This window comes from Njordella aestuarii (genome assembly GCF_056494165.1).
Genome location: NZ_CM151397.1, coordinates 509,356 through 524,322, shown reverse-complemented (window position 1 = coordinate 524,322; position 14,967 = coordinate 509,356). Strand labels below are relative to the sequence as shown.

Genomic DNA, 14,967 nt, shown 5'->3' with positions numbered 1-14,967 from the left:
AGGCGAGGATATTACGATGCAAACCTTAGAGCGTTTCTCATTCGGTGTCGGTGACCGTTTCGCCCACCAGGCAAAATCTCAACTTCGTGCATTCAAAATGCTCGAAGACGCTGGGGTCGTGGTTGTTCCGGTTTGGAACAAATCCAACCGGGAACATAACTTTATCGGGTCGGAACCACAAAGCGTTTATGATGCGGCCGCCGCTGCCACTCAAGCCTTGGGCTGGTCTCATCGCTGGTACGTCGACGCTGATCATATCCAGCTTAAAACAGTCGACAGATTCCTTTCCTGTTCGAACTTTTTCACAATCGACGTGGCGGAGTCCATCGGCAAGTCTGCAAGCGACGCCGATGTTGCTTCGTTCGTCAATAAGCACCCAGAGCTGATCGGTAGCGTCGAAATACCAGGCGTCTCAACGCCATTGGAAATTAAGGAATCGGATGTTGAGCAAGTCGCTCGCAAGTACCTTCTTGCAACTCGTGAGGCGGCAGAGATCTATCGCTATATCTCAAAGCGTAAAGTCGATATGCCTTTCGTGGCTGAAGTATCTATGGACGAAACCGATAGTCCCCAAACGCCGCCCGAACTGCTGATAATTCTAGCTGCCTTGTCAGATGCACAGGTTCCATTGCAAACCATTGCACCAAAGTTTACTGGCCGATTTAACAAAGGCGTCGACTACGTTGGCGACTTGCAACAATTCACTCGAGAATTTAACGACGACTTGGCTGTCATCGCATACGCCATTGCCGAATACGGACTACCAAGCGACCTCAAGTTAAGTGTTCACAGCGGCAGCGACAAGTTTAGTTTGTACCCAATCATTCGTAAGGCAATTCAGCAGACCGGTGCCGGTATTCACCTTAAAACGGCCGGCACGACCTGGCTAGAGGAGCTGATCGGATTGGCGGAAGCAGAAGGCGATGGTTTAGCACTCGCCAAAGAAATCTATGCGACTGCCCTGTCGCATATCGATGAACTATGCGTTCCATATGCCAGCGTCATCGATATTGATCGATCAAAGCTGCCTAGTAACAAACAAGTTGAGGAATGGAACGGCTCCATGTTCGCGAGTACCCTACGCCATATCCCGAGCAATCCTTTGTACAACGCTAACGTGCGCCAGCTTCTTCACGTCTCTTTCAAGCTAGCGGCGAAAGCGGGTTCACGTTTTACCGACTTACTTCAAAGCAACGAGATGATCGTCTCGGAACAAGTAACGGCGAATATTTTCGAACGGCACCTCAAGCCGCTCTTCATTGGTTAACTAAGAAACACACCGAAAAATACCGGGATGAACGAGATGGAAAAGCGTGTATTGGGAAAGACTGGGCTCGAGCTACCAGTGTTAAGCTTCGGAGCCTCGTCGCTGGGCGCCGAGTTCCGAAACGTACAACTGGATGAAGTTTTTGCAAGCATCCGTGTAGCCCTTGAACTAGGATTAAACCTTATCGACACCTCGCCTTACTATGGCCGGGGAATGTCAGAAGTGCTGCTGGGAATAGCGCTACGCGAAGTTTCTCGCGAGTCGTATCTGCTATGTACAAAGCTTGGAAGGTACGACGTAAACCATTTTGATTTTTCGGCAAAACGAGTGGCCGAAAGCGTCGATGTAAGCTTGCATCGATTGGGCACCGATCATTTGGACATCATACTCTGCCACGACATTGAATTCGTGCCCCTACAACGGATCGTCGACGAGACAATTCCGGCTTTGCGAAAGATTCAAGAAGCGGGTAAAGTGCGATTCATTGGAATCAGCGGTTACCCAATGAAGATTTTTGAAGTCATAAGCAGTCAAACCGATTTGGATTGTATACTTTCCTATAATCAGTACACACTTCAGAATACCAATCTAGTCGACCAGTTATTGCCAAAGCTAAAGCAAAAAAATATCGGCGTCATGAACGCGGGCCCTTTTGCTGCGAGGCTGTTAACTAATGCAACGCTTCCAGTTTGGCATCGCGATTCCGAACCGGTCAAACAGGCGGCACGGGCGGCAGCAAATCATTGCCAGAAACATGGCGTTGATATAGCACAACTTGCCCTGCAGTTCTCCTGTGCGAACCCAGACCTGGCAACCACCATTGCAGGAAGTGCCAACCCAAACAACGTTCGCAAGTGGGTCGAGTGGCTAGAACAGCCAATTGATCAAGAGCTACTACGCGACGTGCTAAAGATCTTCGAACCTGTCAAGAACGTGGGACACGCAGAAGGCCTGCCCGAGAACAACTAACGGAAACAGCATGAAAGCACTACAACTAGCTGAACCCAAACAATGGAAGATCATCGATATTCCGGAGCCAAAAGATCCAGGCCCAGACGAAGTGCTTGTGCGTGTTCATCGCGTGGGAGTTTGTGGCACCGATTTGGGTGGCTATCTCGGAAAGTTCCCATTCTTTTCGTACCCTCGCATACCGGGTCATGAGCTGGGCGTAGAGATTCTAAAGACGGGGTCTTCCGTAACAAACGTCAAGCCAGGAGACAGATGCGCCGTCGAACCCTATCTTAATTGCCAAAAATGCTATTCTTGCCGTCGGGGTTTCACGAACTGTTGCGAACACCATAAGACGCTTGGTGTTATGTGCGATGGTGGGCTCACCGACAAAATTGTGCTGCCCGCACGAAAACTACATCCCGCAAAAAGCCTGACATTAGAGCAAGCCGCTCTTGTTGAAACACTTGCTATTGGTTGCCATGCCGTTGACAGAAGCGGAGCGAAACAGGGTGAGAACGTTTTAATAATCGGTGCAGGACCAATTGGCCTTTCGGTATTAGAGTTTGTTAAGCTCTCCGGTGCTCGACCAATAGTTGCTGACGTCAGCGAAAGTCGGTTAACGTTTGTCCGAGACAAAATGGGAGTCGAGGACACTTTGCTCGTCAGTCACAACGAAAGCGATATTAGTGCATTGGAAAAGCTGACAGACTTGCAACGTGCTGATGTTGTGATTGACGCAACAGGAAATCACAAGTCGATGACACGAGCTTTCGAATTCGCTGCTTTTGCAGGCCGTGTAGTTTACGTGGGTATAACTCAGCAAAACCTCGAATTTCCACACGCCCCCCATTTCCATCGGCGCGAGTTGACTCTACTGGCAAGTCGCAATGCTTTGTCGCGTGATTTCACACGTATCATCGATCTGATCGACGAAGGCAAAATTGATACAACAGCCTGGATTACTCATCACGCAAAATTTGCTGACGTTCCGAAGGTCTTCCCCGACTGGTTAGATCCTAACGCAGGTGTGATGAAAGCGATCATCCATATCGACTGATGACATGAGTTACAACGTTGCAAGGTCCACGTTGCGAATACGGTCATCATAATAGGTTCTATACTTAACCTTGCGTTCCAAGTCGCGGATGATTACTTCCGTGAAATCTACGCCAGTATGTTTCTGCGCGCTTCCTAGTCCGCCGGGACTGAAGACATTAATCTCCATTAGCTTGTCTTCTACGATATCGAGTCCGACAAGGAACATACCGTCGCGGACCAGTTTCGGGCGAACCATTTCTACAATCTCAAGCATTTGTTCGGTGACTTCGGCTTCGACGCTTTCCCCGCCCGAATGCATATTACTGCGTGCATCGCCCGATTTATTGACGCGACGAAAGGCAGCATATTTTCCATCGTGTTGCAATGGGCGACCATTCATAACAAATAGTCGCACATCACCATCTTTTGCCGCTGGCAAGTACTCTTGCACGATACAATATCCATCGCGTGTGACCGCTTCGATCATTTGATTCATGTTGGCACGTTCATCTTCGGAGATAACAAATACGCTTTGCCCGCCCGAACCTTGGAGGGGCTTGATCACAACCTTGTCGTGCTCGGCCTCAATAAACTCTTTGATTTCGTTAGAGTCGCGACTGATACATGTTCTTGGCCGAACCTGCTCGGGAAAGTGCTGAAAATATGTTTTGTTGATTGCATTCGCAAGATTTTCTGGATCGTTGAGCACAATGACACCTCGCGAAGCTGCCAATTGGCCAAATAGAATTCCACTCGTCTGCGCCCAAGAGCGATCAGCAGCATCTTCCGAAGGATCGTTGCGCAACAGCAGGACGTCAAAATCATCAACCTTGACCTTTGTAGCCTTGTTTTCTTTGGATTGCAGTTCGGAAAGATATTCCTCCAAGGATTCATAGCTGTTACCTGATACGGCCTTGGCATGTGCATGAATCGAACCATCGGGCGCATAGATGAAATCTGCAACACCAAGGGTATAAGCTTGGTGTCCCATGTTGACGGCGGTCATTGATAGCCGCGTCGTTGTATACGCCGCATCTTCTGTCTTAACATTGTTAACTACAAATCCAATTTTCATAATCGCTTTTCCAATAGCTCGATGATGGTGAGTTTTCTACTGAGTTCAAGACGTTCTTGAGCCTTCGTGTCTTTCCAAAATCTCGGCAGTGCACCGGGAGGCTGTATGATGCCGCGACGTCGAAGCTCTTGGATGTAAGGCAAATGGTGAAGCCCCATCTTGCCGACATAAAGAGGCTCAATATCATGTCCGGCCGACAAGAACCTAAGCAAATCTCGAAGGCCCCGGAGGTAGATGATATCTTTCGTGAAACCTCCACCTCGATAAACCCGCATCGCCGTTACAAACGCTTGCCTCGCTGGAAAGTGATAGACTTGATGCAAGTGTTTAAATGTCTCTTGGAAGCTCGCCTGCTCTAACATCATCCCCACCGCTAAAACTCGACTCGCAAGCACACGCAATCGATTTACCGTCAGACCGCCCGTCAAATATTCTGACAAGACAGCCAGCCCTTCTTGCAGTTCTTCATAGCCGTCCAACCCAGAATAAAGCTGCTGAAAAGGCTGGCACCTTCCATTAAAATACGTTAACAGATGAGTACCAACTTCATGATGTAACAATGACTCGATCCGACGAAACGGAACGCAGATAGACTTAGAGATCAAAAGCTTCCCTCGTGAGACCATGATGCCCGAAGCAATATCGTCACAGATTTCGACCTTCGCATTGAACTCACTGAGCCCTAGTTTGTATTCATCAATCTCGTCACGGGCAGCCTTAACAACTTGTTTGACATTTGCGAACTTTCCGACCTCTTCTTCAGCTTCCGGCTCGGGAAAGGTCTGAAGAATTTCATTTGCCAACGTCATCAACGAATCGTCAACTTCTCCATAAACTTGCAGGCAACTGTGGAGGAACTGGGGCATATCGAGATGACGCAGCGCCGTCAATTGATAGTCGAGTTCGTCCTGCTTCTCCCAAAAGAGATGTGCTAACGTCGGATCTTCTATTCGTTCGATTTCGATATCAAAAAGCGTTCGCTTGAGATGGCTTGGATGATAGGGCAGGGGGCGATAACAAAATATTGGCTCTGAAGTGAATTTCGACGCTTTAAAATCGTGCCAAGCTTGGTCAGCATTGGTCGGTGTCACTTGCAATAGGAAGTCGAATGACTCAGCAACTTCGCACAGCTGCTGATCAACAAGTCGCGCAGCTTTTACAAAGGTCGACGGGCCAAGCGAATCGTAGTGGACCAATTTTAGGCTTGATGCCGCTTCCGCTCCTGTAAACTCCGCGACAGTCTTCCGAACTGCCCACGCAAGTTGAGGTCGCAAAGCCTGCAGGACCAATGGATATAGCGTTCTTGCAAATCTATCTTGGTATATCGGTCGTATTGCCAAGCCAAGTGATATCACTGCCGCGTCGGAAGTCGCTAAGGAAAGCGGCTGCACTTGAGGCGGCGAAACGCTATCTACCAAACGAGATGCTACGGTTGCTAAGTTGCCTGCGACCTTAATTTCGGAAAGCGCTGACACAAACGTTTCAACCGTAGCGCCCAGACTAGTCAATTCAGATGACTGCACTTCGAAGGCTGGCTGAAGGTCCGACTCTTCGGCACATAAGTCTGGTTCCGACCAAATCTCAATAAGTAGGAACGTGCCGAAGTGTTCCTTTAACAACTCCCCAATCGCGTGGCAGAGGTGATTTAGTCCGGCCTGGAATTCCGGCTCCCACGTAGCAAACAAATACGCAGCCTCGCTCATAACAAGCTGTTGCGTTCCCGGATCTGGCTTGCCGGTAGATCGATAGACAACTAGAAAAGGCAGTTGGCGGTCGATGCGCAACCGTCCGTTTCCTGGTAACGTTCGACGGATTGGCTGGTTTTTGGCTAAGCGCGCGACGACGGCAGCGGTGATTCTATCAAACGATTCAGTCGAGGCTTCCTGAGTCATTTCGTTCATAATTGCTCCAACCGAGCCGAAATTTCCGCTACGCAGGATTCGAGCGCTTCGTGGAGGACCTTCAGATCGTCTAAGTCCGGCTCTCCTGTCCATTCATCCATGAAGATCTTCTTGAACTCGATAGCTATGACACACACTTGCCTCGGAAAATTTTCATGAATCCATTTGCTGAAGTGTCCTCCTTGAAACTTTACATTTTCTCTAACATCCAATTGGCGGCCGTGCAGCGAGAACTTCGATAGACTCCCAACCGCCGCATCGACAATGGGATACCAATAACGCTTGTCTAGAGTGCCTGTTCCGATATTGATATCGGGATTGCCAAGCTGGTCAGCAGCGGGAGCATTAATGCCATTCCGGCGGTGATTGTATGAGTGAATGTCGAGCACCACAGCATGACCGTGGAGCTTAACAAGCCCCGCTAACAAGTCTTCTACAGATTTGTAGAATGTATCGTATGCCGCCAGCGAAGCTTGAATCAACGCGGAGTCGGGCGCGGACTTCCAGATGGCCATCCCCCAAGCGTCATCCTGTGTTAGGTACACTGCTTTGTCGCGAGCACGATTTAAGTCGACTTCAAAACGGGATCGTAAGCCAACGATTTGGTTCTCGGCAACTTGGGCAAGCGCACCGGTAAAGGGATCTTCTTCGCGCAGTCGCTCTGGCGCACGAATCGCCAACTGCTCTTCCGTCTGCGCACTGACCAGATGTCCATTGTGGATAGCGGCGGCCACAATTGGGCTCTTGCCGCGTTGAATAATACAGTGCGTTTCCCAGTTCATTGCCAATCTCCTCGATGGAACGGGAGAATGATGCAAAGGCTGTGCCGCCAGGGCTGGCGAGATAACGAGCGCTAACGGAGCTAGGAATTAGTCGATAGTATAAATTAAAACCATTCGCGTTTTTCTACCGCGTACGCTTGATAAAACTCTTCGTCCGATTTGGTTATGTACAGAATTCCTTCGATCAGACCTATGATTCCCATTGCAAAGCCTCCCAGAACCAGCGGCGGAAGGAAGCAAACCGTCAAACCGCCAAGCACAGTCACAGCGAGCATGATCGCGCCGGCCGTATTAAAGCCTAACACGAACTTGTGTATACCTAGTCCGCCAAGCAGGATACCGCAAATTCCCGCAATGATCTTCTTGTTCGCAAACATCTGGACATTGGACATCGCGGAATTGCTACCGTAATGCCCCGCAGGAAGCGGTATTTGAAACTTACCCTGACAGCTCGGGCAGTCAGCAGCGGCACCAGCTTGCGATGGAGAAAAAGACAAGCTAGTTCGGCAGTGGGGACACGAAACGTTGATACTTGCTGGCGGCATCGGCGGGGGCATATTACTCAACTGAGCTTCTCCTAAGGCTTTTTGCCATTCGTGGGCGTCGAAACAAGTAATCGAAGTGTCTGGTCTACATCAAGCAATCCGCAGTATAACGATCCTGTATTGCAAATTGAAGCAACCTCATTCAAGTCATTCCACCTATCATTCGAACAGTTTTAGCAAAGCTTGGAAAACTCAGCAGCGGCAGCGACCAACAAATTGGCTTTCCAAGACAAATAGTCTGCATGCCATTTATGCAAACAGCCTGTGTCAGCATCTACAGAATGCGTGCGAATCTGCTCTTTTTTCAGCATTTTTACCCAATTTTTCGCTAGGAATCTCTTGGATCGCTACAAAATTTCTTTGCGATTCCAGATGAAGGCGGCAGCCGACAAATCCAGAAACTATATTGCAACGAATCCTTCGTTAGATTTTGAGTTGCCGATGACGTTGATGTGGCTTTGCGAAACCGAGAAAAAAGATGACCGAACAGAATACCGATCGTAAGACAAAGGCCAAGGTTTCGGTAACTGATGCGACAGCTGCGGGCGATAAAAGCAGTAAACTGAAGAAGCGGCCCCGAAGCGTATCAAAGGGAGATATCGCGCCAGCAACCTCACCAAAAAGCACCGAGACGTTTGTTGTAAGCCAAGCTGTTTCTGCCGCACAAGAGGCAAAGATTGCTGCCGTCCGCGACATCGTGGCTTCGGTACCTTCTCAAGACGTAAATACACTGGTCAAAGTTCTTACTGCAATTCTTGATGGCAGTTCAACTGACGACGCCGTTGCTCTCAAGGAATCCTTGCTTCAGGAAGAGAACGACGAGCTGTCATTCGCGCTAAAAGCTGACGATGAATTGTCTGCGAACTGGCGGACAGGAGGATATCCTTACAAGAGCTTGATGTCGAGGAAGAATTACGAGAAGCAAAAATACCGTCTTCAAGTCGAGCTTCTGAAACTTCAGTCCTGGGTCAAACTGCACGGTGAGAAGGTGATCATCCTATTCGAAGGACGTGATGCGGCGGGCAAGGGAGGTACCATCAAACGCTTTATGGAGCATCTCAATCCACGTGGTGCCAGAGTGGTCGCTCTCGAAAAACCCAGCGAAATCGAACGAGGACAGTGGTACTTTCAACGGTATGTCGAGCATCTTCCAACGGCGGGCGAAATTGTACTTTTTGACCGGTCGTGGTATAACCGCGCCGGGGTCGAGCGTGTCATGGGCTTCTGCAACGCTCATGAATACGAAGAGTTTATGCGTCAAGCGCCCGAGTTTGAAAAGAACCTTGTACGCAGCGGGATGCACGTGGTCAAGTTTTGGTTCTCGGTCAGCCGCGAAGAACAACGTCGCCGATTCCAAGAACGCGAAACTCATCCGTTGAAACAGTGGAAGTTATCTCCGATCGATAAAGCTTCGCTCGATAAGTGGGACGATTATACGAAAGCCAAAGAGTCCATGTTCTATCACACTGACACCGCGGACTCTCCTTGGACCGTCATCAAATCTGATTGCAAGAAGCGAGCGAGGCTCAACGCAATGCGATACATTCTTCACAAACTACCCTACGACGGAAAAGATCCCGAGCGCATTGGAACACTTGATCCGTTGATTGTTGGTCGAGCGAACGTAGTCTACGAACGCGGCGAACGGCATGGCGGCATGCCACTACTCTAGGTTGGCTGACGAAAACTGTTCTAGCTTTCCCTAGGCCAGTTTGGCTTCCATGTCTTCGAGGGCAACACCCTTCGTCTCGGGTACCATGGTTAAAACCCAAATCAGTTGTAGCACCATCATGCCACAGAAAAACGCAAAAATGGTCGACTGATCGTATCTGGCCGCGACAACTGGAAAAAGCGTGGCGATTACAGCAGCAAACACCCAGTGAGTCGCACTTCCAACCGATTGCCCGATAGCTCGGTAACGACCTGGGAAGATTTCAGAGATGAAGACCCAGATGACCGCCCCTTGTCCAACAGCATGCGCGCCGATGAAGGCAAAAATACAGTACGGGATTAACGAAAATCGCTCCGCAGAAAATGCCCAAGAGCACATGCCTAACGAAACGATGTACCCAACCGAACCGATCAATAACAGCGTCTTCCGTCCAAGTATATCGATCAACCATAGACCAATAAAGGTAAAGATCAAGTTCGTAATGCCGATGCCGACGGAATTCATAAAAGATGCACTGTCGGTGAAGCCTGCTTTTTCAAAGATACGAATGGAAAAATAGAGAATCGCGTTGATTCCAGACCACTGGTTGAAAAACGCAATAAAAAACGCCAGCATTATCGGTTTGGATAATCGCGGTCGAGGCTGCACATTTGACGATGCTGATTGCGGTCTCGATTGTTCGATGCGGTCGGCCAACTGTTCTATTGCAGCGGGCGATTCATCAGGAGAAATTAGCGCCAGCGTCTTGATTGCCTCAGCCCGTTGGTCGCGATTGATCAGCAGCCAACGTGGACTCTCGGGCAACGTAAAACACATTAGCGTATAGATCATTGCTGGCAGCGCTTCGACGCCCAACATGAAACGCCACGAATTTGCCCCCAGCGGCGCGATGAGCATGTTGGACACATATGCCATCAAGATTCCGAAAACGATATTGAACTGAAATAAACCTGCTAGTAGTCCACGACGATTCGGAGGCGCAATCTCAGAGATAAATAATGGCGCCGCCACAGTCGAAACACCGACGCCTAACCCACCGATAAATCGAGCTATGATCAGCGTGTATGGTCCACTTGCCAGACCGGACCAGGCAGCCGAGGCAAAATACAGGATTCCAATCCAAGTCAACGTCGCGCGTCGACCGAACACATCGGTTGGCAAGCTTCCAAAAATGGCTCCCAAGACCATTCCCCACAATGCCGACCCCATCACTGCGCCGTGCATGAAGTCGCTCAAACCCCAGAGCTTTTGAATTGTTTGCTCGGCACCCGAGATCACGACCGTGTCGAATCCGAATAAGAATCCAGCGAGCGCCGAGACGATTGACCAATAAAGCAGACGATTCATGGGAATGACTGAGGCGATTGAGAGGAATTTGAATCACACCATTGACATCGTAAGTGCATTAGGTGCATACCGCCAGAATACTTAAGAAATTTTAGAAACCTGGGTGCTGATCGCTTTCGACAGGCTGGTTACTCTGACTGTGAGATCCAGTCGAGTGAAAAACTTGCGAGCGTTAGGCGGCGATAATTGTCAGCTTCGTAGAAGCAGCCAACGTTTCCATCAGGCAAGACGGCGAGGCAGGAGTAGGCAGACTCTCCTGCATGCAAAACACGAGACTGCGCCCACGTCGCGGCGTCGTCGAAACTGGCTCGAATCGTCAGATTCTGTCGCTTCTGCGTATGTGCGGGATTCGAAAACAGTATGATTCCCTGCGGATAGACACTCGAGGCAAATGTATACCGTCGGATGCTCGCCTGACAGACCGGCTCAATCAAGGTCTCGTCAAAGTATTGTTCAATAAAGGTCATACCGCCGTCAGAGCTCCTTGCGATTTGCCGTACCGATGCATTGCGATCATAGTTGCGCATGTTCAGTAGTACTTCGCCTGTCGATGTTTCGACAGCCTCGCACTCATTCACTTCGTCTTTCGGCGACGTGCCTCCAAGTATCCATGTTTGGCCATGGTCATCGGACAAAACGACATGCGAACGATAGCTTACGCCCGTGTCAGTTTCAATTTTATGATCACATGGAATTATAAGCCGGCCAGCGTGGTCTCCCTTTACCAATTGTATTCCAGCCCCTGGGCCAGTCGCGTACCAAGTCCACTCTTGCTTTTTGACTTGCAACGATATGTCAATTGGACGTGTCCAGCTCAGACCGGCATCATCAGATCTGCACACGTACACCTTCCTTGAATCTTTGCCAAAGCCAGCAACGATATCCTTTTCAGCAATATTACCCGCATTCCAAGTCAGAAACATCCAAATTGTTCCTGTAGCATGATCAAGAACAGGACAAGGATTTCCGCACGTATTCTCTCCATCGTCCCAAACGACTTCCATCGGAAGCCAAGTTTTTCCGCCGTCAACAGATCTCCGCTGCACAATATCGATATCACCACTGTCACTGAGCCCATTTGTGCGTCCTTCGCAGATGGCGATCAATACACCAGATTTGGCAACGATCAGCGATGGAATACGGTAGGCAGCATAAGTCCCAACGCCTTGAACGAACAAATCCTCTTGGCGTATATCTTCGCCTCTAATTCCAACTGAATACGTCGCAAAGAGACAGAGAGCGATAGTAGCGGGCACTGACCGCACTAGCTTTATCTTCAGTCTGTAAGCAGGGAAGAAGTAACTTGAGCACCTGTTAAAAAATTTCCCAAACTTTGCCATTGATACTTTCGACTTTCCATTTCATGAGTGTGCGGTGGGGCTTGCGTACTATTCTGTAGTCATGATTTTTGTTTTGATCTGACGGAGCTTGTTAGGGCCGCGTGCAAGGCTTCTTGGTCTAGAGCGCCTTCCCAACGAGCGACTACGACAGTGGCGACGGCGTTGCCTATAAAATTCGTTAGCGCACGACACTCACTCATGAATTTGTCGATACCTAAGATCAACGCCATACCTGCGACAGGAATCGAAGGCACAACCGACAGCGTGGCTGCCAGCGTGATAAAGCCTGCGCCGCTAACTCCCGCAGCGCCCTTGGAACTGATTATTGCTACCGCCAAAAGAGTAAATTGCTCTTTCCATGACAACTCAGTATTCGTCGCTTGAGCAATAAATAATGCAGCCAAACTCATATAAATGTTTGTCCCATCCAAGTTGAATGAGTAACCCGTCGGCACCACAAGTCCAACAACCGGTTTGCTACAACCAGCTCGTTCCATCTTTTCCATCAACGACGGCAAGGCAGCTTCCGATGACGACGTCCCAAGTACCAACACCAGTTCGTCACGCAGGTAGTTCAAAAGTCGGAAAATTGAGAAGCCTGCCAGTCGAGCAACAGCTCCCAGCACAACAAAAACAAAGAGTAGAGAGCTAATGTAAAACGTTCCGACCAACCATGCTAAATTGATCAAGGTCTCAATGCCATATTTTCCAATCATGAAGGCAATGGCACCAAACGCGCCAATCGGAGCTGCTCGCATTACCAGCGATACCATCTTGAATACAGGCCATGCCAGAGTCTCAAGGAATCGCAAGATCGGCTCGCCCGATTCGCCAGCCATTGTCAGCGAAATGCCAAACAGGACTGCGATTAAGAGGACTTGGAGAACGTTTCCTGAAGTGAATGCGCCGATCAAAGTGTCCGGGATGACGTCCAACATGAAGCCAGGTAGCGAGATGTCTTTCGCTTGGTGAGTGTATTTGGCTACGTCATTGGCATCCAAGGTCGTGACATCAACGTTCATTCCAGCTCCGGGCTGTACGACGTGCGCGACAACAAACCCAATAATGAGAGCAACCGTAGAAAGCGTCAGGAAGTAAGCCATGGCTCGCAGCATCACTCGGCCTACAGACCGCAAATGGCTCATCCCTGCGATCCCAATGACGATTGTGAGAAAGATGACCGGTGCGATAACCATCTTAACAAGTTTGATGAACGCTTGCCCAAGAGGCTCCATCATCTCGCCGACATCAGGACGAAAGTATCCCAGAGCGATGCCAGCAACAATCGCAACGATGACTTGAGCATACAATTGTTGGTAAAGTGGCGTACGCACAACCTCTTGCGAAGCGTTTTTTGCAATCTGCATTCTCTATTCAGCCCGGTAAGTTTCTTAGTGTCGTCTTCGGCGAAGTCACCTCAAAAAGTGCAAGGCTCGATTAAGTCGCCAAAGACGCGTTAAGTTTTACCAGATTTTAGCCTAACCCAGAGCAGATCGGGTACGATCGACGAGGCTATTGTCCTTATCGAGCGCACCGGGCAAAAGGAACGCTGCAGCGCTCAGATAAGCACTTCGAAATTGAGGACTCACAGCGTAGTAATCCTCTAAGACTGCGGAGCTGAACTTGTAATCATGCGAATCGGTCCCTTTGAGGAACACGAGCCGCCTCGCTGCCTCCATCACAGATTCAGCAGATGTGCCGCGATCCAACGCTTGTCGCAATTGTGCAGATGCCGTCTTTCGATCTTTACTTACTTGTTCGAATATGTCGTTAATCGCAGGGCTCTCGGTTGTCTGGTCGTATTCAATTTCAGTAAGTTGCAAAGTTTTCTCGTCTACGGATCCTCGATCGCGCATCGCTTCACGAAAATAAGGGATGAAAGCGGCGTTTTGCAACATAACGCTTTGACGCGTTTTCTCCGAAGCTGCGGTGCGAAATGCATATTGCATTGCGTTGGTTGATGTAGCCGAATGAAGCGACACGATGCCGGGTTGCTGAGTCAGCAATTCGGCCGATGAAAGATATAGTGCATCCGCAATCGCCTGCGATGAAGTCCCCTCTCGCAACAACTGCTCTGTTATGCTCACCGCTTCCGACGGGCTGCAGGTCCGAAGCTGTGAAACGAGATCTCGCGTAACTGCGTCGTCATGTTTTTCTCCGTACCATGATTTTTCGGCGACTAACTCGGTAGTATTCCTCCAAGCGCGATCAGCCTCCAAGTCACTCTTGGATGGGTTTGGATCACCGGTATGATTCAAGAGTGCGTATGCAAGCGATCGCAAGACAGGCTCCGCATATCGCCAACCGATGCACTCGAGCGTCCGAAAGCTGTTTGCAACATAGATCGCTTTGTGTCCGATACTTCGAAAATCGCGGCAGCCGTAATACGCGAAAATATCGAAGATTTGATGCGAGCTAGCGGAACGCGCAAGAGCGGCCACTGCGACGTCGGCGGCTTCGACGTCCCAGGATTCCATGGCATGTTCAAAAGCTTGACGGGCACGATGAGCTGGAGGAAGTTTTGCTTCATCAACTGCAGCTAGCGTCCAATCTCCTTCGCGTACGTCGGTTGCTTGAGCCGACTTGAAATAATCAAGCGCCCAAAAAATAGGTAACCAGCGATCTTGATCGGCCGATGCGAGGCTCGCAAGATGAGCTGAGTTAACTACAAGCACCGCGTGGAATTTAAAACCGACCGCTGGTCGAGGTTGGATGTTGCGAACGCCTGCCAGCAATAGTGCCGCCAGCACGTCTTGATAGCTAGTTCCCGACTGAATCTTCGCTGCGAATGCTTCAAGCACACGCTCACGAGGTGTCTCTTCTAGCAGTCTAACAAGAGGTTCAATGTGAGAATCAAATCGAACCGCGTTCGGTGGAAGCTTAAGCTCTTCTGCCTGTAACGGCCGAAGCTTTTGCAGAAACGCGAATTCACTTGCTGACGCTATAGCCACGCCGGCCGCCGTCGTGCCCAGAAAGCGTCGACGCGCTGCGTCGGTCGCTGATTGTGTGTAAAACCCCATCGCTCATCTCCTGTCCGCCAAAGTCAGTT

At 49.7% G+C, this 14,967-nt stretch carries 12 protein-coding genes; 4 read left to right on the top strand and 8 right to left on the bottom strand.

The annotated features are described in order from the left end of the window. Positions 1 to 16: 16 nt before the first annotated feature. Genes SH451x_RS02070 through SH451x_RS02060 form a run of 3 tightly spaced genes read left to right on the top strand, consistent with a single transcriptional unit; the run spans position 17 to position 3,275 of the window. On the top strand, positions 17 to 1,267 hold the full coding sequence (locus SH451x_RS02070) for a tagaturonate epimerase family protein (protein ID WP_479360663.1): 1,251 nt from the start codon (positions 17 to 19) through the stop codon (positions 1,265 to 1,267). A gap of 36 nt (positions 1,268 to 1,303) precedes the next feature. Further along, positions 1,304 to 2,236: an aldo/keto reductase gene (locus tag SH451x_RS02065; RefSeq protein ID WP_479360661.1), complete on the top strand. Its 933-nt coding sequence runs from the start codon at positions 1,304 to 1,306 to the stop codon at positions 2,234 to 2,236. Positions 2,237 to 2,246: 10 nt separating this feature from the next. Then, on the top strand, positions 2,247 to 3,275 hold the full coding sequence (locus tag SH451x_RS02060) for a zinc-binding alcohol dehydrogenase family protein (protein WP_479360660.1): 1,029 nt from the start codon (positions 2,247 to 2,249) through the stop codon (positions 3,273 to 3,275). A gap of 9 nt (positions 3,276 to 3,284) precedes the next feature. On the opposite strand, the gene SH451x_RS02055 is transcribed toward SH451x_RS02060, so the two are convergent. The 4 genes from SH451x_RS02055 to SH451x_RS02040 form a co-directional block, all read right to left on the bottom strand. Beyond that, complete coding sequence (locus SH451x_RS02055) at positions 3,285 to 4,331, bottom strand: glutathione synthetase (protein WP_479360659.1); 1,047 nt, start codon at positions 4,329 to 4,331, stop codon at positions 3,285 to 3,287. Next, the gene (locus tag SH451x_RS02050) at positions 4,328 to 6,232 is read right to left on the bottom strand and encodes a flavohemoglobin expression-modulating QEGLA motif protein (RefSeq protein WP_479360658.1); all 1,905 of its coding nucleotides are present in this window, start codon (positions 6,230 to 6,232) and stop codon (positions 4,328 to 4,330) included. The genes SH451x_RS02055 and SH451x_RS02050 overlap by 4 nt, the downstream gene beginning before the upstream one ends. Continuing rightward, entirely contained in the window at positions 6,229 to 7,014 is a 786-nt protein-coding gene (locus SH451x_RS02045) for an N-formylglutamate amidohydrolase (protein ID WP_479360656.1), read from the bottom strand. Before SH451x_RS02045 ends, SH451x_RS02050 begins: the two co-directional genes overlap by 4 nt. Positions 7,015 to 7,118: 104 nt before the next feature. Continuing rightward, positions 7,119 to 7,406, bottom strand: coding sequence for a TM2 domain-containing protein (locus SH451x_RS02040; protein ID WP_479360654.1), 288 nt, complete (start codon positions 7,404 to 7,406; stop codon positions 7,119 to 7,121). 631 nt (positions 7,407 to 8,037) lie between these two features. On the opposite strand from SH451x_RS02040, the gene ppk2 reads away from it, so the two are divergent. Beyond that, positions 8,038 to 9,231 (top strand): polyphosphate kinase 2, encoded by a 1,194-nt coding sequence (gene ppk2 / locus SH451x_RS02035; RefSeq protein WP_479360653.1) that lies wholly within the window; start codon positions 8,038 to 8,040, stop codon positions 9,229 to 9,231. 30 nt (positions 9,232 to 9,261) lie between these two features. On the opposite strand, the gene SH451x_RS02030 is transcribed toward ppk2, so the two are convergent. The 4 genes from SH451x_RS02030 to SH451x_RS02015 all read right to left on the bottom strand — a co-directional run bounded on the left by SH451x_RS02030 (position 9,262) and on the right by SH451x_RS02015 (position 14,938). After that, entirely contained in the window at positions 9,262 to 10,578 is a 1,317-nt protein-coding gene (locus SH451x_RS02030; protein ID WP_479360652.1) for a sugar porter family MFS transporter, read from the bottom strand. A 128-nt stretch (positions 10,579 to 10,706) separates the two neighbouring features. After that, positions 10,707 to 11,834, bottom strand: coding sequence for a sialidase family protein (locus SH451x_RS02025; protein ID WP_479360651.1), 1,128 nt, complete (start codon positions 11,832 to 11,834; stop codon positions 10,707 to 10,709). Between the two features lie 143 nt (positions 11,835 to 11,977). After that, positions 11,978 to 13,285: a dicarboxylate/amino acid:cation symporter gene (locus SH451x_RS02020; RefSeq protein WP_479360650.1), complete on the bottom strand. Its 1,308-nt coding sequence runs from the start codon at positions 13,283 to 13,285 to the stop codon at positions 11,978 to 11,980. Between the two features lie 111 nt (positions 13,286 to 13,396). Beyond that, positions 13,397 to 14,938 (bottom strand): hypothetical protein, encoded by a 1,542-nt coding sequence (locus SH451x_RS02015; protein WP_479360649.1) that lies wholly within the window; start codon positions 14,936 to 14,938, stop codon positions 13,397 to 13,399. Positions 14,939 to 14,967 lie beyond the last annotated feature (29 nt).